This window comes from Burkholderia semiarida, from assembly GCF_029268935.1.
Taxonomy (GTDB): Bacteria; Pseudomonadota; Gammaproteobacteria; order Burkholderiales; family Burkholderiaceae; genus Burkholderia; species Burkholderia semiarida.
In genome coordinates, this window is sequence record NZ_JAHLCL010000007.1 from 563,674 (window position 1) to 586,875 (window position 23,202).

Sequence of the window (23,202 nt, forward strand, 5' to 3'; positions counted from 1 at the left end):
GCTCGCATGTCCTAGCTTCAAGTCTCGGTGACCCAGTCTAAATGACCCGTTCAAGTTCGCAGAATGCCCAGCCGGGCACACCAAATCGCGAAGATTATAGCCCAAGCGATCGGCCCGCCGACGCTGCGTCGGGGGATTCCCTCGATGACGATCTGGCCGGCGACGCCATGCAGCCGCCCGTGGTGCCGTCCGCGGCGGGCGACGACGCGCCGCGCATCGTCGAAGTGCCGCTGTCGCTCGCCGGCGAACGGCTCGACAAGGCGCTCGCCCAACTGTTCCCCGAATTCTCGCGCAGCCGCCTGCAGAGCTGGATCGAGGCGCAGCGCGTGCTCGTCGACGGCTCGCCGGCGAAGATCCGCCAGCCGGTGCCGCTCGGCGCGAAGATCGCGCTCGTGCCCGACCTGCTGCCCGAGCAGCTCGCGTTCACGCCGGAGCCCGTGCCGCTCGACGTGATCTACGAGGATGACGCGCTCGTCGTCATCAACAAGCCGGCCGGCCTCGTCGTGCATCCGGCCGCCGGCAACTGGAGCGGCACGATCCTCAACGGTCTGCTGCACCGCTACGGTGATGCGGCGGCCGGCCTGCCGCGGGCAGGGATCGTCCACCGGCTCGACAAGGAAACTTCCGGCCTGATGGTGGTCGCACGCACGCTGGCCGCGCAGACGGACCTCGTGCGCCAGTTGCAGGCCCGCACGGTGAAGCGCCGCTATTTCGCGCTCGTGTGGGGCACGATGCCGGAGGAGGGCACGATCGACGCGCCGATCGGCCGCGACCCGCGCGAGCGTACGCGCATGGCCGTCGTCACGGGGGCGTCGGGCAAGCCCGCGCGCACGCATTTCCGCACGGTTGACACATGCCTGTGGCAACGTCAGCCGGTGTCGGCGATTCAGTGCGATCTCGAGACCGGCCGCACGCACCAGATCCGCGTGCATTGCGCGCACGCCGGGCACCCGCTGCTCGGCGATCCGGTCTACGGGCATGCGCGCGGCAAGCGTTCGGTCACGCCGCTGCCGGACGGATTCGCACGGCAGGCGCTGCATGCGTGGCGGCTCGGCCTCGTGCATCCGGTCACGGGCAAGGCGATGCAGTGGCGCTGCCCGCTGCCGGACGACATGAACGCGCTCGTCGCGGCGCTCGGCTTCGGGCAGGGCGACGAGGAATTCGACGACGACGACGGTGTCTACGACGATGACGATTTCGGCGGCGAGTATCACGACGACGAGCCGTATCTGGACGATGAGGAGGAGTGAGTGCCGATGACGAACCTGGCGCCGTTGACGTGGCGGGACTGCGTGCAGCCCGACTGGCAGGTGTCGCCGCGCGTGCGTGCGCTGATCACGACGCGCAACGGCGGTGTGAGCGAAGGTCCGTACGGGCGCTGGCAGGACGGCGCCGCGCTGCCGGGCGGGATGAATCTCGGCCTGCATACCGGCGACGATCCGGACCATGTCGCCGTCAATCGCGCGCGCGTGCTCGCGCTCGCGGGCCAGTCGAGCGCCGCATGGCTCGAACAGGTTCACGGCGCGCAGATCGTGCAGGCGGACGCGGTGATCGCCGCGGCGCCTGCCGCCACGGCGCCGGTGCAGGCCGACGCGAGCGTCACGGCCCAGCCAGGCGCCGTCTGCGTCGTGATGGTGGCCGATTGCCTGCCCGTGCTGCTGTGCGACGCGCAGGGCCGCGCGGTCGGCGCCGCGCATGCGGGCTGGCGCGGGCTCGCGGCCGGCATCGTCGAGCAGACCGCGGCGCGCGTCGCGGCGCTCGCGGGCGGCGCGGCGGACACGCTGCATGCCTATCTCGGGCCGGCGATCGGCCCGCAGGCGTTCGAGGTCGGCGCCGACGTGCGCGATGCGTTTCTCGACACGGCTCCGCAGTCGGAGCATGATGAAACCCGTCATGCGTTCGTCGCGATCGACGGCGCGCCCGGCAAGTTTCTCGCCGATCTCTACGCGCTCGCGCGCCTGCGACTCGCGCGTGCGGGAGTGGCGCACGTGAGCGGCGGGACGGCTTGCACGGTCGCCGAACGCACGCGCTTCTATTCGTATCGACGCGACCGCGTGACGGGCCGCATGGCCGCGGCAATCTGGCTCGCCGATTGATCGCATGCGCATGCGCGGGTTTTGTTGCGCCGCGAAATCGCTTTATCTCGATATTGAGGCGGCAATGCGGCGTTGCATGCGCGACTGAATGAAAAATCCCGACGTCAAGCCAGAAAAAATGTTTTATGTTTTGTCGGAACCCTTGTCCCGTCTGTTGTGCGAGGATTATCTCCGGGCAGAAATGTTCAGTGGTTTGATCGCGCATCACATGGGGAAAACGATAATGATAAAAATACCGCACTGCGGCAGAATCTGGAGACGCCTCTCCAGAGCATGACGGCCCGGCTCGCAGCCGGCACGCCGCGCGCGAGCAGGATTTCACGATTGACGCTCACGAATCACCGGTAAGGCAGGTAATGACAGCATCGAAAAATTCGTCGACGTCCGCGCATGCGGGCACTTCCGCGGGCAGCACCGGTTTCGATCCGGCTGCCCAGCCGATGCAGCAGATGTTCGAGTCGTGGTTGAACGCGTGGCGTGGTTTTGCGGATCCGGCGCGCGCCGCGACGGCGTCGGCCTCCGTCAATCCGTTCGCGACATTCCAGTTCCCGACGTCGTTTCCGTTCCAGATGCCGTCGATGCCCGACCTCGGCGCGATGGCGTCGCCGTTCGCGGGGCTGAAACTGCCGGTTGCCGCGATTCCGCCCGAACGGCTCCAGGCATTGCAGGCCGACTACGCGCGCGATTGCATGACGCTGATGCAGCAGGCGAGCGCCGCGAAGCTCGAGTCGCCGGAGTTGAAAGACCGCCGCTTCAGCGGCGACGCGTGGAAGGCGTCGCCCGCGCATGCGTTTGCGGCCGCCTGGTATCTGCTCAACGCGCGTTACCTGCAGGAGCTGGCCGACGCGTTGCAGACCGATCCGAAGACGCGCGAGCGCATCCGTTTCACGGTCCAGCAGTGGACGGCCGCCGCCGCGCCGAGCAACTTCCTCGCACTCAATCCCGAAGCACAGAAATCGATCCTCGAAACGCACGGCGAAAGCCTGCGGCAGGGGATGATGAACCTGCTCGGCGATCTACAGCGCGGCAAGATTTCGCAAACCGACGAATCGCAGTTCGTGGTCGGCAAGAACCTCGGGTGTACCGAAGGCGCGGTCGTGTACGAGAACGACCTGATCCAGTTGATCCAGTACACGCCGAAGACGGACAAGGTGTTCGAGCGGCCGCTGCTGATCGTCCCGCCGTGCATCAACAAGTTCTACATCCTCGATCTGCAGCCCGAGAATTCGCTCGTCGCGCACGCGCTGTCGAACGGCCATCAGGTGTTTCTCGTGTCGTGGCGCAACGCGGATGCGTCGGTCGCGCACAAGACGTGGGACGACTACATGAACGAAGGGCTGCTCGCCGCGATCGACGCGGTGCAGCAGATCAGCGGCCGCGAGCAGATCAACACGCTGGGCTTCTGCGTCGGCGGCACGATGCTCGCGACCGCGCTCGCGGTGCTGGCCGCACGCGGCGAACATCCGGCGGCGTCGATGACGCTGCTCACCGCGATGCTCGACTTCACCGATACGGGCATCCTCGACGTGTTCGTCGACGAGGCGCACGTGCAGATGCGCGAGCAGACCATCGGCGGCAAGAACGGCGCGCAACCGGGGCTGATGCGCGGCGTCGAGTTCGCGAACACGTTCTCGTTCCTGCGGCCGAACGATCTCGTGTGGAACTACGTCGTCGACAACTACCTGAAGGGCCGCACGCCCGCGCCGTTCGACCTGCTGTACTGGAACAGCGATTCGACGAGCCTGCCGGGCCCGATGTACGCGTGGTACCTGCGCCATACCTATCTCGAGAACAAGCTGCGCGAGCCGGGGGCGCTGACCGTGTGCGGGGAATCGGTCGACCTGTCGCTGATCGACGTGCCGACCTTCATCTATGGTTCGCGCGAGGATCACATCGTGCCGTGGCAGACGGCCTACGCATCGACGTCGATCCTCTCGGGCCCGCTGAAGTTCGTGCTCGGCGCGTCGGGGCACATCGCCGGCGTGATCAACCCGCCGGCGAAGAAGAAGCGCAGCTACTGGGTCAACGACGACCTGCCCGAATCCGCGGACGACTGGTTCGCCGCGGCGACCGAGCAGCCGGGAAGCTGGTGGCCGACGTGGGTCGAGTGGCTCGACGCGTACGGCGGCCGCAAGATCGCGCCGCCGGCCCAGCCCGGTTCCGCGCAATTCCCGGTGATCGAGCCGGCGCCCGGGCGCTACGTGTTGCAGCGCGATTGACGAAAACCGGACAGCGGCGCACGCTGTCCGGTGCACCGCAGTTTTTTTAACAGGGCCGGTAACGATGCGCCGTGTCGTGCGGGCCTGGAGGAAAGGGAAATGACGGACGTAGTGATCGTATCGGCCGCGCGGACCGCGGTCGGCAAATTCGGCGGCTCGCTGGCGAAGGTGGCGGCGCCTGAACTGGGCGCGACGGTGATCCGCGCGGTGCTGGAGCGTGCGGGCGTGAAGCCCGAGCAGGTCAGCGAAGTGATCATGGGCCAGGTGCTGACGGCCGGCTCCGGGCAGAACCCGGCGCGGCAGTCGCTGATCAAGGCGGGGCTGCCGAGCGCCGTGCCGGGCATGACGATCAACAAGGTGTGCGGCTCGGGCCTGAAGGCCGTGATGCTGGCGGCGAACGCGATCGTCGCGGGCGACGCGGACATCGTGATCGCGGGCGGCCAGGAGAACATGAGCGCGGCGCCGCACGTGCTGCCGGGCTCGCGCGACGGCTTCCGGATGGGCGACGCGAAGCTGGTCGACACGATGATCGTCGACGGCCTGTGGGACGTGTACAACCAGTACCACATGGGCATCACGGCGGAGAACGTCGCGAAGGAATACGGGATCACGCGCGAGGAGCAGGACGCATTCGCGGCGCTGTCGCAGAACAAGGCGGAAGCCGCGCAGAAGGCCGGCCGCTTCAACGACGAGATCGTGCCGGTGTCGATCCCGCAACGCAAGGGCGAGCCGCTGCAGTTCGCGACCGACGAGTTCGTGCGTCACGGCGTGACGGCCGAATCGCTGGCCGGGCTGAAGCCGGCGTTCGCGAAGGACGGCTCGGTGACGGCGGCGAATGCGTCGGGGCTGAACGACGGCGCGGCGGCGGTGCTGGTGATGTCGGCGCAGAAGGCGGCGGCGCTGGGCCTGACGCCGCTGGCGCGGATCAAGGCGTATGCGAACGCGGGCGTGGATCCGAGCGTGATGGGCATGGGTCCGGTGCCGGCCTCGCGCCGGTGTCTGGAGCGTGCGGGTTGGACGCCGGGCGACCTGGACCTGATGGAGATCAACGAGGCGTTCGCGGCGCAGGCGCTGGCGGTGCACAAGCAGATGGGCTGGGACACGTCGAAGGTGAACGTGAACGGCGGGGCGATCGCGATCGGCCACCCGATCGGCGCGTCGGGCTGCCGGATCCTGGTGACGCTGCTGCACGAGATGGCCAAGCGCGACGCGAAGCGCGGGCTGGCGTCGCTGTGCATCGGCGGCGGGATGGGCGTCGCGCTCGCGGTCGAGCGTCCGTGACCGGCCGTCCGTGACCAGCCGTCCGTAACCGGCCGTCCGTAACCGGCCGTCCGTAACCGGCCGTCCGTAACCGGCCGTCCGTAACCAGCCGTTCGCCATCGGCGAACCGAATCCGTGCGCCGGCCGATTGCGGCTTCGGCCGGCGTCACGTGAAGTCAGAGGGGGCTCCGGCAGCTCTCGAAACCAAAAAATGGAGTGAGATTTATGTCTCAGCGAATTGCGTACGTAACCGGCGGGATGGGCGGCATCGGCACCAGCATCTGCCAGCGTCTGTCGAAGGACGGCTTCAAGGTGGTGGCAGGTTGCGGCCCGAACTCGCCGCGCCGGGTGAAATGGCTCGAGGACCAGAAGGCGCTCGGGTACGACTTCATCGCGTCGGAAGGCAACGTCGGCGACTGGGACTCGACCAAGGCAGCATTCGACAAGGTGAAGGCCGAAGTCGGCGAGATCGACGTGCTGGTCAACAACGCGGGCATCACGCGCGACGTCGTGTTCCGCAAGATGACGCATGAAGACTGGACGGCGGTGATCGACACGAACCTGACGAGCCTGTTCAACGTGACGAAGCAGGTGATCGACGGGATGGTCGAACGTGGCTGGGGCCGCATCATCAACATTTCGTCGGTGAACGGCCAGAAGGGGCAATTCGGTCAGACGAACTACTCGACCGCGAAGGCCGGCATTCACGGCTTCACGATGTCGCTCGCACAGGAAGTCGCGACGAAGGGCGTGACGGTCAACACCGTGTCGCCGGGCTACATCGGTACCGACATGGTGAAGGCGATCCGTCCGGACGTGCTCGAGAAGATCGTTGCGACGATTCCGGTGCGGCGTCTCGGGGGGCCGGAGGAAATCGGTTCGATCGTCGCGTGGCTCGCGTCGAACGATTCCGGCTTCGCGACGGGCGCCGACTTCTCGCTGAACGGCGGCCTGCACATGGGCTGAGCGTCCGGGCCGCGCGGGCGGATGGTCGCGCGGCCGGGCGTTTTCCGAAGGCCCCCGCCTCCCGGATTCGGGCGGCGGGGATTCGTCACTTGCGCTACGCTGCACTCAAAGGCGTTACATGACTACTACAAAGAAGACGGCCGAACGGCTCATCAAGAAGTATCCGAACCGCCGGCTCTACGATACCGAGACAAGCACGTACATTACGCTGACCGACGTGAAGCAGCTCGTGCTGGAGCAGGAGGATTTCAAGGTCGTCGATGCGAAATCCAACGAAGACCTGACGCGCAGCATCCTCCTGCAGATCATCCTCGAAGAGGAAAGCGGTGGCGTGCCGATGTTCTCGTCGTCGATGCTGTCGCAGATCATCCGTTTCTACGGTCATGCGATGCAGGGCATGATGGGCACGTACCTGGAAAAGAACATCCAGGCGTTCATCGACATCCAGAACAAGCTCGCGGATCAATCGAAGAACCTGTACGAAGGGAACGCGATGAATCCGGAAGTCTGGTCGCAGTTCATGAACATGCAGGCGCCGATGATGCAAGGGATGATGACGAGCTACATCGAGCAGTCGAAGAACATGTTCGTGCAGATGCAGGAACAGATGCAGAACCAGGCGAAATCGATGTTCAGCACGTTCCCGTTCAAGCAGCCGGGAGCGTCGGAACCGGAGAAGAAGTAAGCGGCGATCCGGCGTGGGCGCGCAAAGTGTCGCGCCGGCATCGCGCGGGACGGCAACGGGCCGTTTCGCGGAACGATTGTCCGCACGGTGGCATTGCCCGCGAGTGCATGGGCGTTGTCGTACCGTGGCGCATCAGTGCAAATTAAAAAGGCCGACCGGCAAAGCCCGGTCGGCCGAATATCAGATAAAGCGCTGATTGTAAAAGATGCCGATGGCCGGATTTTCGGCCGGCTTATCGAACCGCGAAGCGGCTTGCCGCCGATCCGTTCGAGCAGTTGTTTCCGTAAATAAAGATATTTCTATTTTCGGAAAATGCCGAGTAGATGATCGGAAAAACTTCCTTTGCACTGAACGAATAAATGCCATCGTTGATGGATACGAGGAGATTGCCGCTCGTATCGGTTTCGATCTTGTCGATCTTGCCTGCCTTGCAAAGCGATTCCGCAGAGGCGTACGAGGATGCAGCAAGCATCATGGCCGAAACGAGGGCGGCCGCGAGTTTTCTCATGGTCTTTCCTTGGTGAATGGATGACTTGGTTGTGGTACGGGTAATGCGCGGTTCAGTGTTGCCAGGCTGAATAGGTGTCGAATATATTGGAGATTGATCGGGTGTTGGATGGGGGTGGCGGATTTGGAAATGATTTTTGTGGATTATTGACTATTTCAAAATATTTTTGTGAATTGTGTGTTGTGATGGTTTGCAAAGAATGCGGTGATTGGGTGGTCGTAAAAAATAAATTTATGGATTATTTCGAGTTGTGGTTTTGAGTCGTGGTGTGGTTTGGTGATTTTCATGTGGTTTGTTTTTCTATTTTTATTTTGTTGGTCGGATTTTTTGAATACGATTCATCGACAAACCCGAGGCCAGCGACGAGCGAGCCGCCGTGCCGGCCGATCGGTCGGGCAAGCGCTGATCGCGCTGGCGCGGGCCGAGCATCGGTGCTCGGGAAATAGACGGGCGGCCCGTTGGCGGGCTTCGACGTGAACGGCGACTTCGTACCGGGCGATGCGCGGGGTGCGCACGTTTCGTATGCGCGTTTCGGTACGCTACAGGCGATCGCGGGAAGAGTCGCCCGGCGGCGTGCTGCGACGCGCAGGCATGCGATAACGGTGGCGCACAGGCTGGGTGCGTGCGGGGACGGCCGATAGCGATAGTCGCGCGCCTGCGCCGACAACCGGCCGACCGCAACGCGACGTGGCGCTGTGGTCGATCGGCGATGGCGACGATGCGGTCTGGTTCAATCGGTGCTTGACGGCAGCAACGTATCCGGCGCGAGCATCGGAGCGAGTACGGGCCTGCTGCGGCGGATTTTTGGCGATTGCGTCACGGAACTGGAGGCGTCAAGATTCTGGATCGAACCCGTGTTCGTCATCCGACGGCGGTAGATCGAGAACGAGCTTGACCGCGCTGTAGTTCGCCTTGAGCGAGAACACGCGGCCGATCACGAGAAACGTCTGCCGGGAGTTTTCGAGCTCGACGAAGTCGCCCGGTTGCGGGACGTGCGCGCCCTGATCATACGAAAAGCTGGTGCTCGTTTGCTCGCCGATGGCTTCCGCCGCGTGCTCGGTGAATTCGATCGTGATGTGCGTGGTCATGCGAACCCCGTTGGGTCGATTGAAAAGGGTGGAGGGTTCGATTTTCGCATAGCGGCCGGCTGGGTTCGGGCCGATTTCGGTGTGGCATGTGGCGCCGATGGCGCGCCATGTCGCCTTTGCAGAAGGTGAAGCAGATCATCAGGCGGTGGCACGCATGAGAGAACAGGGTCGCCAGGAAGCGATGTATCCATGGCGCGTTAGCCGTTGTGCCGGGCAGAATCGCTCAGCGTGCTCGTCGCGCCACCGCCCGAATGTGGCGCGACGACACGCTGATGAATGGTTGCCGCCTGATCGGCGGTGTCGAGCGTGCCGGTCCCTGACAGGCGTGCCCACTCGACCGAAGCGAGCACGTGTCACGCAACGCGCACGCTTCGGCTCACAGCGCCAAGGTGGTGATCGTCGGATCCCATTCGTAGTAGCTATGGAACTTTTGCGTTTCCCCATCGGGCGCGAGCGTATACAACGCAAACCGGATCCAGAAACTCTCCGTTCCGTTTCCAATGACGCGCGTGTCGAAGAGCGAGAACGACCTCGGGACATGAATCGCATCAAGGCCGTCCTTCGTCTCCGGATTGGGCTCCGCGGCCCGCGCCAACGTATAGCCGCGGTGGGTCAGCCCGATTCCCGGGCGCAAATCCAATACGTTATCGCCGCTCTGATGGACAAGATCGTAGACAATGACGGCGTAGCGTGAATTGGTGTGAATCGTGGTTCCGGTAAAATTGACGGAATCGAACTTTTTTGCATAGAACTTGATATTCCATGCCCCTTGGTTTTCGGATGGGCGATAGGGGTCGTCGCATAGCAGGTACTGGTGATTGTGCCCGACCTGGACGGGGCGGCTTTTGTCGGACGACACTTTCCCATTCGCTTCTTCTATTACTTTTTCTGCATTAATAACCGAGAGTAACGTGATTTCCTGAATGCTGGCGTCAACGCTGGGTCCCTTGTACATTTCATTTCCTCGGTAAGTAGATGGTTCGCATTCCTGGTAGGCGCATATGGATTTGCGGCGTGCTGTTCGATGCTCACGCACGACAAACCGTACATGCTGGAAAACAGTCGATCCATTACAGCCAATTACGCGCGGACGGCATCGAAACGCAGCGCAATTACGAGAAGTCGAGGCGTCCCGATATTTCGACACATCGCCTTGTCGGCATAAACGGGAATGGCACCATCAGGAGCCGTGGTGTCGTGAAGATCTGGCCGAAGGTTTCGACCTCGCGCCAGCGCGCCCGGGGCCGGATAAAGCCCGCAATTTCGGTTTTCTGTCCCCATTAACACGCTTTGCCCGCGCCGTGAGGTGCGCGGGATGCGGACCGTCCGCCCCCCGACGCGATCGTCAATGACCGGCACGGAGCCGACGAGCACCCGGCATGGGCGCGCGCCGGCTAGCGCTGCGGGATTTTGCCTCGCGGTCCCTAAACGGCTGTAAACTCACGCTTTTGCCGCCACGCCCCCACACCCCAGATGTCTCAGTCCCCCAAAGTAGGTTTTGTCAGCCTCGGGTGCCCGAAAGCGCTCGTCGATTCCGAACAGATCATCACGCAACTGCGCGCCGAAGGTTACGAAATCTCCGGCAGCTACGACGGCGCCGACCTCGTCGTCGTGAACACCTGCGGCTTCATCGACGAAGCCGTGCAGGAAAGCCTCGACGCGATCGGCGAAGCGCTGACCGAAAACGGCAAGGTGATCGTCACCGGCTGCCTCGGCGCGAAGTCGAGCGCAAGCGGCTCGAACCTGATCGAGGAAGTCCACCCGAAGGTGCTCGCCGTCACCGGCCCGCACGCGGTGGGCGAAGTGATGCAGGCCGTGCATTCGCACCTGCCGAAGCCGCACGACCCGTTCGTCGACCTCGTGCCCGCGGCCGGCATCAAGCTCACGCCGCGTCACTACGCATACCTGAAGATCTCCGAAGGCTGCAACCACCGCTGCACGTTCTGCATCATCCCGTCGATGCGCGGCGACCTCGTCTCGCGCCCGGTCGCCGAAGTGATGCTCGAAGCCGAGAACCTGTTTAAGTCGGGCGTGAAGGAACTGCTCGTGATCTCGCAGGACACGAGCGCATACGGCGTCGACGTGAAGTACCGCACGGGCTTCTGGAACGGCAAGCCGATCAAGACGCGCATGACCGACCTGGTCGCCGCGCTCGGCGAACTCGCCGCGCAGTACGGCGCGTGGGTGCGCCTGCACTACGTGTACCCGTATCCGAGCGTCGACGAAGTGATTCCGCTGATGGCCGAAGGCCCGTTCAAGGGCCACGTGCTGCCGTATCTCGACGTGCCGTTCCAGCACGCGCACCCGGACGTGCTGAAGCGCATGAAGCGTCCGGCGAACGCGGAGAAGGTGCTCGAGCGCGTGCAGAAGTGGCGCGAGATCTGCCCGGACCTGACGATCCGCAGCACGTTCATCGCGGGCTTCCCCGGCGAGACGGAAGCGCAGTTCGAAACGCTGCTCGACTTCATCCGCGAAGCGGAACTCGATCGCGTCGGCTGTTTCGCGTATTCGCCCGTCGAAGGCGCGACCGCGAACGACCTCGATGGCGCGCTGCCGGACGAAGTCCGCGAGGAACGCCGCGCACGCTTCATGGAAGTCGCCGAGGAAGTATCGGCGAACCGCATGCAGCGCAAGGTCGGCAAGACGCTCAAGGTGCTGATCGATGAGGTGAGCGCAGAAGGCGGCATCGGCCGCACGGCAGCCGACGCGCCGGAAATCGACGGCGTCGTCTACGTCGAGCCGGCGGCGAAGGCATCGAAGCGCTACAAGGTCGGCGATTTCGTGTCCGTGAAGATCACGGGCGCCGACGGGCACGATTTGTGGGGTGAGGTGTAAGCGATGGCCGCCGCATTCCCGGAGATTCTCGCGCTCGGCGAGGCGATGATCGAATTCAACCAGTCGCAGCCGCGGCGTCCTGAATTCCTGCAGGGCTTCGGCGGCGATACGTCGAACTTCTGCATCGCGGCGGCGCGCCAGGGCGCGTCGACGGGCTTCGTGTCGGCGATCGGCGACGATCCGTTCGGCCGCCTGCTGGCCGACATGTGGGCGTCGGAACGCGTCGACACGACGTACGTGCGGATCGACCGTTCGGCGCCGACCGGCGTGTATTTCGTCACGCACGGCGCCGACGGCCATCAGTTCGACTATCTGCGCGCGGGGTCGGCGGCGAGTCGCTATGTAGCGGCCGATCTGCCGCTCGACGCGCTCGCGGCCGCGAAGGCCGTGCATTTGTCGGGCATCAGTCTTGCGATCAGCACGGCCGCGTGCGACGCGGCATTCGCGGCGATCGATCATGCGCGCAGCAACGGCGCGCAGGTCAGCTTCGACACGAACCTGCGGCTGAAGCTGTGGCCGCTGCCGCGTGCCCGCGCGGTGATGCGCGAGGCGCTGCGGCAGACGGACATCTGCCTGCCGAGCTGGGACGACGTCACGGCGCTCACGGGCGCGAACGATCGCGACGCGATCGTCGACGCGATGCTCGAACACGGGCCGCGGGTCGTCGCACTGAAGCTCGGCAAGGAAGGCGCGTATGTCGCGACGCCGAACGAGCGGCGCGTCGTGCCGGGCTTCGCGGTCGAGGCCGTCGACGCGACCGGCGCGGGCGACTGCTTCGGCGGCGCGTTCGTCGCGCGGATCGTCGCGGGCGACGATCCGTTCGCGGCCGCGCGCTATGCCAACGCGGCGGCGGCGCTGTCGACGACCGGTTACGGCGCGGTCGCGCCGATTCCGCACCGCGATGCGGTGGAACGCCTGATGCAGGGCTGACGCGAAACGCGCACGCCGGCGCATTGGCCGCGCCGGTTCGCGCGGCCACGCAGGAACCGGGTCTCGACCCGGCACGGTCCGCGGTTGTCGGGCGAATCTGAAGCAAGGAGCAACACAACGTGGGTCGATATTCGGAATGGCAACGGGCGCTCGTCGTCGCGGGTGCGCTGGCAGTAGGCGTCGCGATGCCGACGGTGGTCGCGGCGCAGGCGGTCGCACCGGGCGTGCAGCAGGATGAACCGGCGCCGGCGCGGCCGCTGAAGCCGAATCCCGAGTTCGCCCGCCTGCCGCGCTACGAAGGCACGCTCGGCGATCGGCCGATCGTCGTGCATCTCGGCCCGAAGACGGACGAGGAAGGCGTGCACGGCGAATACCAGTTCGCCGACACGGGCGAGGTCGTGCTGCTCGCCGGCGATCGCGACGGCGATACGCTCGAGATCGAGGAGTCGAACGACGGCACGAACATCACCGGCGTGTGGATTGGCCGCTTCGACGCCACGGGCGACCTGAAGGCCGACCGGATGAATTCGGACGAATCGGATCCGCAGCCGGTCGTGCTGCGTCTGGCGCCGGGCAAGCGCGCGGCGCTGCAGGTGCGCGACGGCCGTGTGAACGAAATCGAGACGGTGGGCGGCATCGTCAACCTGCGTACCGACGACTGAGCGCGTGCTGGCTCGGTGTGCGCGGCGCGCATTGTACCGGGCCAAGCGCGCCGATTTTGGCTACTCTAACGACATATTCCGCAACCGAACGGCCTCGTGCCCGGCTCCCCGTCATGACTGCATCCACTCCCAAGCGCGCGCTGCAAACCCGCATCGTTCAACCCGACGACGTCATTCCGGAAGGCTTCCGTTCGTTCGTGCCGCCGGTCGCGCGCGCGTCGACGGTCGTGTTCCCCGATCTCGCGACGATGCGCGCGCTGGTCTGGCACGACGACAACCAGTGGCGCTACGGGCTGCACGCGACGCCGACGTCGCTCGCGCTCGCGCAGCGGCTCGCCGAGATCGAAGGCGGCACGCACGCGCTGCTGCAGCCGTCGGGTCTCGCGGCGATCATGAACGTCTACTTCGGGATCGTGAAAGCGGGCGACGACGTGCTGATTCCGCATAACGTGTACGGCCCGAACGCCGATTTCGGCAACTGGCTCGCGAAGGATTTCGGCCTGACCGTGCGCTTCTACGATCCGCTGATCGGCGCCGGCATTGCCGGGCTGATCCAGCCGAACACGCGACTGATCTGGCTCGAGGCGCCCGGCTCGGTGACGATGGAAGTGCCCGACGTGCAGGCGATCACGGCGGCCGCGAAAGCGCGCGGCGTACTCACCGCGATCGACAACACCTTTTCGGCGGGGCTCGCGTTCAAGCCGTTCGAGCACGGCGTCGACATTTCGGTGCAGGCGCTGACCAAGTATCAGTCGGGCGGCAGCGACGTGCTGATGGGCGCGACGATCACCGCGAACGCGGAACTGCACGCGAAGCTGAAGCTCGCGCGGATGCGCTGCGGGATCGGCGTGTCGGTCGACGATTGCTCGCTCGTGCTGCGCAGCCTGCCGAGCATGCAGGTGCGCTTCGACGCGCACGGCAAGAGCGCGCTCGCGCTCGCGCAGTGGCTGAAGGCGCGGCCGGAGATCGCGGCGGTGCTGCATCCGCAGATCGCCGATTGCCCGGGGCACGCGTCGTTCATGCGTGATTTCACGGGCGCGGGCGGGCTGTTCTCGGTGGTGTTCGACGCGCGCTACAGCGCGGAGCAGGTCGACCGTTTCGTGGAGTCGCTCGAGCTGTTCGCGATCGGCTGGAGCTGGGGCGGCGCGTGCAGCCTCGCGATGCCTTACGACGTCGCGTCGATGCGTCCGGACTGGCCGCATCGCGGCACGCTGGTGCGTTTCTACGTCGGTCTGGAAGACGAAGCGGACCTGCGCGCGGACATCGAGCGCGCGATGCAGGCCGCCCTCGGCTGATTCCAGGCCGGCAACGTCCGGCAGAAAAACGAAACGCCGGCGCGATGCGATATCGCGCCGGCGTTTTTCATTGACGGTGCGGCGGGATCAGAACAGTCGCAGCAGCCCGTCGAGGCCGACATGGTCGAATGCGACGGTGGCGGCATCGCGCACGACGGGCTTCGCGTGGAACGCGACCGACAGCCCGGCTTCGGCCATCATCTTCAGGTCGTTCGACCCGTCGCCCATCGCGATCGCGCGGCTCGGCTCGAGGCCGAGCGATGCGCACGTCTCGCGCAGCAGGCGCGCCTTCACGTCCGCGTTGACGATTTCGCCGAGCACCTTGCCGGTGAGCTTGCCGTCGACGATCTCAAGCGTGTTCGCATGCGCGTAGTCGAGGCCGAGGCGGGCTTTCAGCCGCTCGGTGAAGAACGTGAAGCCGCCCGACACGAGCAGCGTCTTCAGGCCGGCGGCCTTCACGCCGGCCAGCATCGTCTCGGCGCCCGGTGACAGTTGCAGCCGTTCCTCGTACACGCGCTCGAGCGCGTGCGCGTCGAGCCCGGCCAGCAGCGCGACACGGCGCGTGAGGCTTTCGTTGAAGTCGCGGATCTCGCCGCGCATCGCCGCTTCGGTGATCTCCGCGACCTGCGTTTTCAGCCCGCAGAAATCGGCGATCTCGTCGATGCACTCGATCGTGATCAGCGTCGAATCCATGTCCATCACGGCGAGCCCGAAATCGCCGAGCGTGCGGCCGGCCTCGACGAAGCCGAAGTCGAGCGCATGCGTGCCGCAGTACGCGTCGATGTCGAGGCGTTGCGCCGGGTTCGCGTCTTCGATGCGCAGCGCGTGATCGTCGGTCTGCACGACGCGGGTGCCGCGCGACAGCGCGAGCAGCGGTTTGTGATGGGCGTCCGACAGCGGCGCAAGACTCTGGATGACGAGATTGTGGGTCATGACGAGTGGTTGGGAGGCGAATGAATGACGTGCGCGGCCCGCGGGCGGCCGCCTGCGAACGCGGGCCCCGTGCGGCTGCGGGCCGTTGCGTCGCGAACGCGCCATTGTAGCCGGTTGGCCGCGCAGGGCGGCCGGCGCCGGAGCGAAAACCGTGCGCGCAGCGGTGGCGCTCACCCGTTTGCTCGATCCCAGTACGGCGGCTCGCCGAAATGCTCAGCCAGGAACGTGATGAACGCGAGCGTTTTCAGCGGCACGTGCGCGCGGCTCGGATAGACGGCCCAGATCGCGACGTCTTCCGCGAACGGGTAATCGTCGAGCACGGTGACGAGCGCGCCGCTCGCGAGCAGCGGGCCGACGTCCCAGGTCGACTTGATCGCGATCCCGAAGCCGTCGACGAGCGCTTCGCGGATCGCCTCGCCGTTGCTTGCAACGAGCCGGCCGCCGACCCGCACGGTGAACGGGCCCTGCGGCGTCGCGAACGACCAGTCGCGCTGGTCGCCGAGGATCACGCACTCGTGCTGGGTCAGGTCGGCCGGATGGCGCGGCGTGCCGCGTTGGGCGAGGTAGGCGGGCGAGCAGCACAGCACGCGGCGGTTGACGGCGAGCTTGCGGGCGACGAGCGTCGAATCCTTCAGCGCGCCGAGGCGGATCGCGACGTCGTAGCCGTCGTCGACCAGATCGACGATCTCGTCGGACAGCCGCAGATCGAGCGATACGGACGGGTAGCGGCGCAGAAACGCCGGAATTACGGGCGCGACGTGCTGGCGGCCGAACGACGACGACATCGACACCTTCAGCCACCCGTACGGCTCGCTGCGGCCGCGGCCGACCGATGCGCGCGCGGCGTCGGCGGCCGCCAGCAGCGCGTCGGCGCGCGCCATGAAGATTTCGCCGTCCTGCGTGAGGCTGATGCGGCGCGTGGTGCGATGCAGCAACCGCGCGCCGAGCTGGCGTTCGAGCTGGGCGATGCGCGCGCTGGCGACCGCGGCCGACACGCCGAATTCTCGGCCGGCCGCGCTGACGTTCGCGAGTAGCGCCGCGCGCACGAACAGCGCGACGTCGAGCAGGTCGAGCGGCTTGTCGGGCGCAGGCATCGGATCGGACGTCATTATTCTGAAATTCCTGAAAATGTTTCAGGAAATATAGCGGTTTTCTCGAATGATCGGGGTGTCTACGATGGCACGCATGGAGGTTGCGCCGCAGCCTGTCCGAATTCCGTTGAAAGGAGTATCGAAATGAAAGCCGTTGGATTGACCCGTTATCTGCCGATCGACGACCCGCAAGCGTTGCTCGACGTCGAACTGCCGCAGCCCGTGCCGGGCCCGCGCGATCTGCTCGTGAAGGTCGAGGCGATTTCCGTGAACCCGGTCGACACCAAGGTGCGCGCGCCGAAGCCGCAGGTCGAGGAGACGCCGCGCGTGCTCGGCTGGGATGCGGCCGGCACGGTCGTCGCGGTCGGCGCCGACGTCACGCTGTTCCGGCCCGGCGACGAAGTGTTCTACGCGGGCAGCATCACGCGGCCCGGCGCGAACAGCGAATTCCACGCGGTCGACGAGCGGATCGCCGCGCTGAAGCCGCGCACGCTCGACTTCGCGGCGGCGGCCGCGCTGCCGCTCACCGCGCTGACCGCGTGGGAAGCGCTGTTCGACCGGTTGCGCGTGTCGCCGCAGGGCGCGGACGCCGGCAAGTCGGTGCTGATCATCGGCGGCGCGGGCGGCGTGGGCTCGATCGCGATCCAGCTCGCGAAGACGCTCGGCAAGCTGCACGTGATCGCGACCGCGTCGCGGCCGGCGTCGGCCGAATGGGTGCGCGCGCTGGGCGCGGATGCGGTGGTCGACCATTTCGGCGACCTGCCGGCGCAGTTGCGCGAGCTCGGGCATCCGACGGTCGACTACGTGCTGATCTTCAACGATACCGACCATCATTTCCCGGCCGCGGCGGAAGTCATCCGGCCGCAGGGCGGCATTTGCACGATCGTCGAGAACGCGAAGCCGGTGCCGGTCGAATTGCTGAAGGCGAAGAGCGCCGCGTTTCATTGGGAATTCATGTTCACGCGCGCGATGTTCGAGACGCCGGACATGATCGAGCAGCACCGGATCCTCGGCGAAGTCGCGCGGCTCGTCGACGGCGGCACGCTGCGCACGACGCTCGGCGAACAGCTCGGCACGATCAACGCCGAGAACGTGCGGCGCGCGCATCGGATGCTCGAGGGCGGGCGCGCGATCGGCAAGCTCGTGCTGAGCGGGTTCTGAGCCGGGTACGCGCGATTAAGGTCGCGGCGCCGCGAACGCAAGCGGGGTAACACCCGATGCGTTTGCGGCGCATTGCGTCCCGCTTGGCGGTAGACTGGCAGCGCATCATGCATCTAAAACCGCGCGGCACGCGCGTGCCGCCGCATGACAAGGAGGTCAGCATGAGCCAACGCAGCTTGTCGGTCGCCGCATCGTGGTCGGTCGTGTTCGCGGCGGCGTGCGCCAGCGCGAGCGTATTCGCGGCGCCGCCGGTCAAGGGCAGCCTGAAGGGCGGCGGTACCGGACAGCTCGAATACACCGTCAAGGTCGACTCGAAGACCTTCGGCAACACGCAGGAGACCCGCAAGATCCGCTCGGGCGAGACGGACGATTTCAACTGGAAATCGGTGCCGCCGAGCGGCGCGGTCGCGATGCCGGATGGCTGCCCGAACGCCGACAACCTGCCGCGCGACGCGAACGGCGCGATGGTGCGGCAGACCCAGGTGCGGCTCGCGCCGTCGGTCGACGCGAAGGGCGTCGCCAACGTGCAGTTGAGTTTCCAGGCGGCCGCACCGAAAGGCGCGCGCAGCGTGACGGCCGGCGGCAAGTCGCTGCAGTGTCCGGACGTCGTGTCGGTGAGCCAGGTGAAGTGGGTGTCGATTCCCACCAACGGCGGGTCGAAGTCCGTGACGATGAGCGACGGAACCAAGGTGACGGTGTCGATCAAGCATTGAGCGGTGCGCGCGAGCCGGGGCCTCTTCGGTGCGCGCGCAACCGGTTCGATTGGCGTGACGAGCAGGGCGGCGCGCGAGCAAGTCGCGCCGTGCCGCCGTTGCAATGCGTCCTGCTGCCCACTTCGCGGTACGGCTCGCGCCGTCGCCGCCGCGCGTCACTGCGTGCGCTCTTCGAGCCGCGACGCGAGAAAGCGGTGATCGGCCGAGAACAGCCGGCGATAGGTCATCAGCACCGCGCCGACGGTGCCGAGCGCGGACGCCGCGGCGATCAGGAACATGATCACGATCTGGTAGCGCACGGCCTGCAGCGGCGACTGGCCGGCGAGCACCTGGCCCGTCATCATCCCCGGCAGGCTCACGACGCCGACCACCGCCATCTGGTTCAGCGTCGGCAGCATGCCCGCGCGCACGGCCTGGCGTGCGGCGTCCTGCGCGGCTTCCCAGCGCGTCGCACCCAGCGCGAGCGCGGTTTCGACGCGATCGCGGCGTGCCGTGAGTTCTTCCATCATCCGCTCGACACCGAGCGAGACGCCCGTCAGCGTATTGCCGAGAATCATCCCGAGGATCGGGATCGCATACTGCGGCGCGTACCACGGATGGATGCGGATCACGACGAACAGGCCGACCGCCGCGACGAACCAGCTGCTGAACCAGATCGACGCGATGCTGTCGACGCGCTGGCCGCGGTACGTGCGCTTGCCGCGCCCCGCGCCGGCGAAGCCGGCGATCAGCGTCATCAGCGCGGTGAGCGGCAGCACGACGTACCAGTGCGGATGACCGAACACCCAGCCGAGCACGTAGCCGATCGCCAGCAACTGCACCACGGTGCGCACCGCCGCGAGCGCGAGCTTGCGGCCGAGGCCGAGCGACAGCGCCGCCGAGATCGCGCCGTTGACGGCGACGAGCGCGGCGGCGATGCCGACGTCGACGAGGCTCAGATCCTGCAGTGCCGGACTCATTGCGCGGCCTCCGTCGGGTTGGCCGCGTGCAGGACGCCAGCCTGCATCACGAGTCGCATCGTGCCGATCCGCGCGGCCTGGGCCGGATCGTGCGAGATCCACATGTAGGCCCGTGCGTCGGGCGCCGCGTCGAACCACGCGCCGACGAGCGCCTCGATCGCGCGCGCCGATTCGGGATCGAGCGCGGAGGTCGGCTCGTCCAGCAGCAGGACGTCCGGGTCGAGCTGCAGCACGCGCAGCAGCGCGGTAATCTGCGCTTCGCCGCCGGACAGGTCGCTCGCGCGCTTGTCGAGAAAGTCGGCGCCGCGGCCGGCCTGCGCGGCGAGCGCTTCGGCGCGCGCGCGATCGAACGCGACGTCGCGATAGATCGCGAGCGAGTACGGGTAGCGCAATTGCGATTCGACGGTGCCGTCCATCTGCGCCGGGCGCTGGCGGACATAGGCGATGCTGCGCCGGTAACGCGGGATCGCACTGCGCCGGATCCGGCGGCCGCGCCACAGGAGGTGACCGCCGTCGAGCGGATCGAGCAGCGCGAGCGCGCGCAGCAGCACGCTCTTGCCCGACCCCGACGGTCCGGTGATAGCAATTCGCGATCCCGCGGCGAGGCTGAAATCGGTCGGGGCGAGCAGCGTCTTGCCGCTGCTGGCGTCGCGCCGCGTGATGTGCCGCGCGTCGATGAGGCCGGTGGGGGAGGTCATGTCAAAAATGAAAAAAAGCGTTAATGGCGCCGAAAGGCCGCCATCTCGTGCGCCATAATACCGATTGAAAAGCCGCAGTTGTCGTGCGCCGTTCGTCCACGCAAGCGGCCCGGCATGGTGCGGCAACACTTCAGAACAACAACGGAACCGCCATGACGCTAGCCCGAACCATCGGCAAATCGGCTGCATGGATTGTCGGTATCGTCGCGGTGCTCATCGCGGCGGCCGGCATCTTTCTCTTCACGTTCGACTGGAACCGCGCGAAACCGTGGGTCAACGAACAGGTGAGTACGGCACTTGGCCGTCCGTTCGCGATCAACGGCGATCTCAAGGTCGGCTGGCGTCGTCCCGATGGCGAGACCGGCTGGCGCGCATGGGTGCCGTGGCCGAGCTTCTCCGCCACGCAGCTCGAGATCGGCAATCCCGACTGGGCGCAGGCGCCCAAGTTCGTCACGCTCGACGCCGCGCACTTCGACCTCGCGATTCTGCCGCTGCTCGCGCATGAAATCGTGATCCCGTCGATCGACGTCGTGAATCCCGCCGTCGATCTCGAGCGGCGCGCGGACGGCAGCAATACGTGGACGTTCCAGTTCAAGCAATCGTCGCAGCCGTCGCGCTGGAAGGTGCGGCTCGACAGTTTCGGTTTCGCGAAGGGCACCGTCACGTATCGCGACGCGATCACGAAGGCCGATCTGACCGTCGCGATCGATACGCTCGGCCAGCCTATCCCGCTCGGCGACGTGCTGAAGGAGCAGGAGCAGACGTCGCGTGCGGCCTCGGCGCAGCGCGTCGGCAAGCACGGCGCCGCGCAACTGGGCGCGAAGGTCGATGCGCAAGCCGCGTCGGGCGCGTCGGCGGCAAGTGCGGCTGCGGCCTCGGGTGCGTCGGCGGCGAGTGTCGTTGCTCCGGCTGCTGGCGGTTCGTCGGGGGCATCCGCTTCGTCCGCGCCTTCCGCGTCAGCGGCTGCCGCGTCCGGCGCGAGCGGGGCCGCGGCGCCCGCGAAGCCCGCCGGCCCGACCTATGCATTCGGCCTGAAGTTCGACGGCCGCTACAAGAACGTGCCGGTCAGCGGCACCGGCAAGGTGGGTGGCGTGCTGGCGATCGAGAACGCGACGCGGCCGTTCCCGCTGCAGGCCGACGTGAAGGCCGGCGATACGCGGCTCGCGATCGTCGGCACGCTGACCGACCCGAGGCATCTCGCGGCGCTCGACCTGCGGCTGTGGCTGCAGGGCACGTCGATGTCGCACCTTTACCAGCTCACCGGCATCACGCTGCCCGATACGCCGCCTTACGCGACCGAAGGGCGCTTGATCGGCAACTTCAAGCCGAACGCGAGCACGTTCCGCTACGAGAACTTCAACGGCCGCGTCGGCGGCAGCGATCTCGGCGGCACGCTCACCTGGGCGCAGCGCGAGCCGCGGCCGAAGCTGTCGGGCGAACTCGTGTCGAACCTGCTGCAGTTCTCTGACCTCGCGCCGGTGATCGGCGCCGACTCGGCCGCGAGCAAGAAGAAGCGCGGCGACACGACGCGCCAGCCGCCGGACCGCGTGCTGCCGGTGGCGACGTTCCGTACCGAACGCTGGAGCGCGATCGATGCAGACGTGAAGTTCACCGGCCGCAAGCTGATCAAGAGCGCGCAGTTGCCGATTACGAACCTGTACACGCACATCCTGCTGCAGGACGCCGTGCTGACGCTCGAGCCGCTGCAGTTCGGCGTCGCGGGCGGCACGCTCGCGACGAATGCGCATCTCGACGGTAGCCGCACGCCGCTCAAGGGGCACTTCACGCTGAGCGCACGCCACCTGAAGCTCAAGCAGCTGTTCCCGACTCAGAAGGTGATGCAGACCGCGCTCGGCGAGATCAACGGCGACGCGTCGCTGTCGGCGACCGGCAATTCGCCGGCCGCGCTCGCCGGGACGTCGACCGGCGAAGTGAAGGCGCTCATCACGAACGGCCGCATCAGCCTCCTGCTGATGGAGGCCGCGGGCCTGAACGTCGCGAACGTCGTCTACGAGAAGCTGTTCGGCACGCGCGACGTCAACATCAATTGCGCGGCGATCGATTTCGTCGCGAACGACGGCATGCTCGAGCCGAAGGTCTTCGCGCTCGATACCGACGATGCGCTGATCAACGTCGACGGCCCGATCAACCTGCGCGACGAATCGCTCGACCTGAAGATCCATCCGCACACGAAGGGCTTCCGGATCTTCTCGCTGCGCTCGCCGTTGTATGCGAAGGGCACGTTCAAGAACCCGAAGGTCGGCGTCGATGCGGGCGCGCTCGCGCTGCGCGCCGGCGCGATGGTCGGGCTCGGGCTGATCAACCCGTTCGCGGCGCTGATCCCGCTGATCGCGCCGAGCAACAACCGCGACGTGCCGTGCTCCGAGTTGTTCGGGCAGATGAAGGCGCAGGCCGCGCAGAAGGCGGCCAAGAAGGCCGGCAAGTGATGCTCAGCCGCCGGAGCGGCTTGCTCTGGTGCGCCCGGGGCGGTTGCGGCGCTCGAGCGCCCGCTGTGCGACGCCGCCGGGGGGCGTTCAGCGGCGCGCGCGGGCCCAGACGAGCACCGGTTCGACCTCCCGGCCGCCGATCCGGATCGGGGCGGTGGTGCCGAGTTGCAACCGGCCGCCGTCCAGGCTGACGACACGCTGCTGGACGTTGCCGATCCAGTTCGGATACAGGCTGACGTCCATTTCATGAGTCAACGTGCCGTCGTCGTCGACGTTGAAGGGGCCTGAATACGCAATGTAGCCGTGCGCCGCGGCCGCGCGCTCCTCGACGCTGCCGCCCTGCAGGTCGCCGTCCGCGTAAGGCGGGCGGCCGGCCGCCATCAGCTGCGCGGACATGTAGCCGTCGGGCGTATAGAGGATCCAGCCCCGCGCGTCGCGGCCGAGCGGATAGGTGATGGTCCCGCCGTCACGCGGGCGGATTTCGTAGGACACGAAGCGCCATGCGCCGACGAGTCGTTCGCGAAGCTGGCTGGCGAGCATGCGGGATTCCGGTAGGACGGCGGTGACGCGCGTGCCGTCGTGTTGACGGGCCGCCGGGCGGCCGGCTGGCGTGGCCGGAATGCGCTGCCGGGGCGGGGCGGTCGGCAGTTTCTCCG

General features: G+C 66.5%; 22 protein-coding genes. 14 read left to right on the top strand and 8 right to left on the bottom strand.

Annotated elements, in window-relative coordinates; translation table 11 throughout:
* Positions 1 to 41: 41 nt before the first annotated feature.
* The 6 genes from KPB06_RS15630 (at position 42) to phaR (ending at position 7,226) form a co-directional block, all read left to right on the top strand.
* Positions 42 to 1,250 (top strand): RluA family pseudouridine synthase, encoded by a 1,209-nt coding sequence (locus KPB06_RS15630; RefSeq protein ID WP_059585322.1) that lies wholly within the window; start codon positions 42 to 44, stop codon positions 1,248 to 1,250.
* A 6-nt stretch (positions 1,251 to 1,256) separates the two neighbouring features.
* The gene (gene pgeF / locus KPB06_RS15635; RefSeq protein WP_059585332.1) at positions 1,257 to 2,096 is read left to right on the top strand and encodes a peptidoglycan editing factor PgeF; all 840 of its coding nucleotides are present in this window, start codon (positions 1,257 to 1,259) and stop codon (positions 2,094 to 2,096) included.
* Between the two features lie 356 nt (positions 2,097 to 2,452).
* Positions 2,453 to 4,315: a class I poly(R)-hydroxyalkanoic acid synthase gene (gene phaC / locus KPB06_RS15640; protein WP_059585323.1), complete on the top strand. Its 1,863-nt coding sequence runs from the start codon at positions 2,453 to 2,455 to the stop codon at positions 4,313 to 4,315.
* 99 nt (positions 4,316 to 4,414) lie between these two features.
* Positions 4,415 to 5,596 carry an acetyl-CoA C-acetyltransferase gene (locus tag KPB06_RS15645; RefSeq protein ID WP_089464802.1) on the top strand — a complete coding sequence of 394 codons (1,182 nt, stop codon included), beginning with the start codon at positions 4,415 to 4,417 and terminating at the stop codon, positions 5,594 to 5,596.
* A gap of 204 nt (positions 5,597 to 5,800) precedes the next feature.
* Complete coding sequence (locus KPB06_RS15650) at positions 5,801 to 6,541, top strand: 3-ketoacyl-ACP reductase (RefSeq protein ID WP_059583517.1); 741 nt, start codon at positions 5,801 to 5,803, stop codon at positions 6,539 to 6,541.
* Positions 6,542 to 6,659: 118 nt separating this feature from the next.
* The gene (gene phaR / locus KPB06_RS15655; RefSeq protein ID WP_006485265.1) at positions 6,660 to 7,226 is read left to right on the top strand and encodes a polyhydroxyalkanoate synthesis repressor PhaR; all 567 of its coding nucleotides are present in this window, start codon (positions 6,660 to 6,662) and stop codon (positions 7,224 to 7,226) included.
* A gap of 232 nt (positions 7,227 to 7,458) precedes the next feature.
* Here the strand turns inward: phaR and KPB06_RS15660 are convergent, their stop codons facing one another.
* From KPB06_RS15660 to KPB06_RS15670, 3 genes are all read right to left on the bottom strand, one after another.
* On the bottom strand, positions 7,459 to 7,734 hold the full coding sequence (locus KPB06_RS15660; protein ID WP_081059350.1) for a hypothetical protein: 276 nt from the start codon (positions 7,732 to 7,734) through the stop codon (positions 7,459 to 7,461).
* An 833-nt stretch (positions 7,735 to 8,567) separates the two neighbouring features.
* Positions 8,568 to 8,822 carry a hypothetical protein gene (locus KPB06_RS15665; RefSeq protein WP_059583515.1) on the bottom strand — a complete coding sequence of 85 codons (255 nt, stop codon included), beginning with the start codon at positions 8,820 to 8,822 and terminating at the stop codon, positions 8,568 to 8,570.
* 376 nt (positions 8,823 to 9,198) lie between these two features.
* On the bottom strand, positions 9,199 to 9,777 hold the full coding sequence (locus tag KPB06_RS15670) for an inclusion body family protein (RefSeq protein ID WP_059583513.1): 579 nt from the start codon (positions 9,775 to 9,777) through the stop codon (positions 9,199 to 9,201).
* Between the two features lie 59 nt (positions 9,778 to 9,836).
* On the opposite strand from KPB06_RS15670, the gene KPB06_RS15675 reads away from it, so the two are divergent.
* The 5 genes from KPB06_RS15675 (at position 9,837) to KPB06_RS15695 (ending at position 14,544) form a co-directional block, all read left to right on the top strand.
* On the top strand, positions 9,837 to 10,106 hold the full coding sequence (locus KPB06_RS15675) for a hypothetical protein (RefSeq protein ID WP_146075193.1): 270 nt from the start codon (positions 9,837 to 9,839) through the stop codon (positions 10,104 to 10,106).
* Between the two features lie 189 nt (positions 10,107 to 10,295).
* Entirely contained in the window at positions 10,296 to 11,657 is a 1,362-nt protein-coding gene (rimO, locus tag KPB06_RS15680) for a 30S ribosomal protein S12 methylthiotransferase RimO (RefSeq protein ID WP_059583511.1), read from the top strand.
* Positions 11,658 to 11,660: 3 nt separating this feature from the next.
* Positions 11,661 to 12,587: a sugar kinase gene (locus KPB06_RS15685; RefSeq protein WP_275906161.1), complete on the top strand. Its 927-nt coding sequence runs from the start codon at positions 11,661 to 11,663 to the stop codon at positions 12,585 to 12,587.
* A gap of 119 nt (positions 12,588 to 12,706) precedes the next feature.
* Positions 12,707 to 13,249 (top strand): hypothetical protein, encoded by a 543-nt coding sequence (locus tag KPB06_RS15690; RefSeq protein ID WP_089464799.1) that lies wholly within the window; start codon positions 12,707 to 12,709, stop codon positions 13,247 to 13,249.
* Positions 13,250 to 13,362: 113 nt separating this feature from the next.
* A complete protein-coding gene (locus KPB06_RS15695; protein WP_059583506.1) occupies positions 13,363 to 14,544 on the top strand; it encodes a cystathionine beta-lyase in 1,182 nt (393 codons plus the stop codon).
* An 87-nt stretch (positions 14,545 to 14,631) separates the two neighbouring features.
* On the opposite strand, the gene serB is transcribed toward KPB06_RS15695, so the two are convergent.
* Positions 14,632 to 15,477, bottom strand: a complete 846-nt coding sequence (gene serB / locus KPB06_RS15700; RefSeq protein ID WP_060966172.1) for a phosphoserine phosphatase SerB — start codon at positions 15,475 to 15,477, stop codon at positions 14,632 to 14,634.
* Between the two features lie 170 nt (positions 15,478 to 15,647).
* On the bottom strand, positions 15,648 to 16,586 hold the full coding sequence (locus KPB06_RS15705) for a LysR family transcriptional regulator (protein WP_275906162.1): 939 nt from the start codon (positions 16,584 to 16,586) through the stop codon (positions 15,648 to 15,650).
* A gap of 126 nt (positions 16,587 to 16,712) precedes the next feature.
* Here KPB06_RS15705 and KPB06_RS15710 point away from each other — a divergent pair, with 126 nt between their 5' ends.
* A complete protein-coding gene (locus KPB06_RS15710; RefSeq protein ID WP_059583502.1) occupies positions 16,713 to 17,729 on the top strand; it encodes a zinc-binding alcohol dehydrogenase family protein in 1,017 nt (338 codons plus the stop codon).
* A gap of 161 nt (positions 17,730 to 17,890) precedes the next feature.
* Positions 17,891 to 18,442, top strand: a complete 552-nt coding sequence (locus KPB06_RS15715) for a DUF6013 family protein (protein WP_059583526.1) — start codon at positions 17,891 to 17,893, stop codon at positions 18,440 to 18,442.
* A 155-nt stretch (positions 18,443 to 18,597) separates the two neighbouring features.
* Here KPB06_RS15715 and KPB06_RS15720 read toward each other — a convergent pair whose 3' ends face one another.
* Together KPB06_RS15720 and KPB06_RS15725 are read right to left on the bottom strand one after the other, a co-directional pair.
* On the bottom strand, positions 18,598 to 19,401 hold the full coding sequence (locus tag KPB06_RS15720; protein WP_059583499.1) for an ABC transporter permease: 804 nt from the start codon (positions 19,399 to 19,401) through the stop codon (positions 18,598 to 18,600).
* A complete protein-coding gene (locus tag KPB06_RS15725; protein WP_099316450.1) occupies positions 19,398 to 20,099 on the bottom strand; it encodes an ABC transporter ATP-binding protein in 702 nt (233 codons plus the stop codon). The genes KPB06_RS15720 and KPB06_RS15725 overlap by 4 nt, the downstream gene beginning before the upstream one ends.
* A gap of 152 nt (positions 20,100 to 20,251) precedes the next feature.
* Between KPB06_RS15725 and KPB06_RS15730 the strand changes: the two genes are divergently transcribed.
* On the top strand, positions 20,252 to 22,546 hold the full coding sequence (locus KPB06_RS15730) for an AsmA family protein (RefSeq protein WP_275906163.1): 2,295 nt from the start codon (positions 20,252 to 20,254) through the stop codon (positions 22,544 to 22,546).
* A gap of 87 nt (positions 22,547 to 22,633) precedes the next feature.
* On the opposite strand, the gene KPB06_RS15735 is transcribed toward KPB06_RS15730, so the two are convergent.
* Entirely contained in the window at positions 22,634 to 23,086 is a 453-nt protein-coding gene (locus KPB06_RS15735; RefSeq protein WP_275906164.1) for a lipocalin-like domain-containing protein, read from the bottom strand.
* Between the last annotated feature and the right edge of the window lie 116 nt (positions 23,087 to 23,202).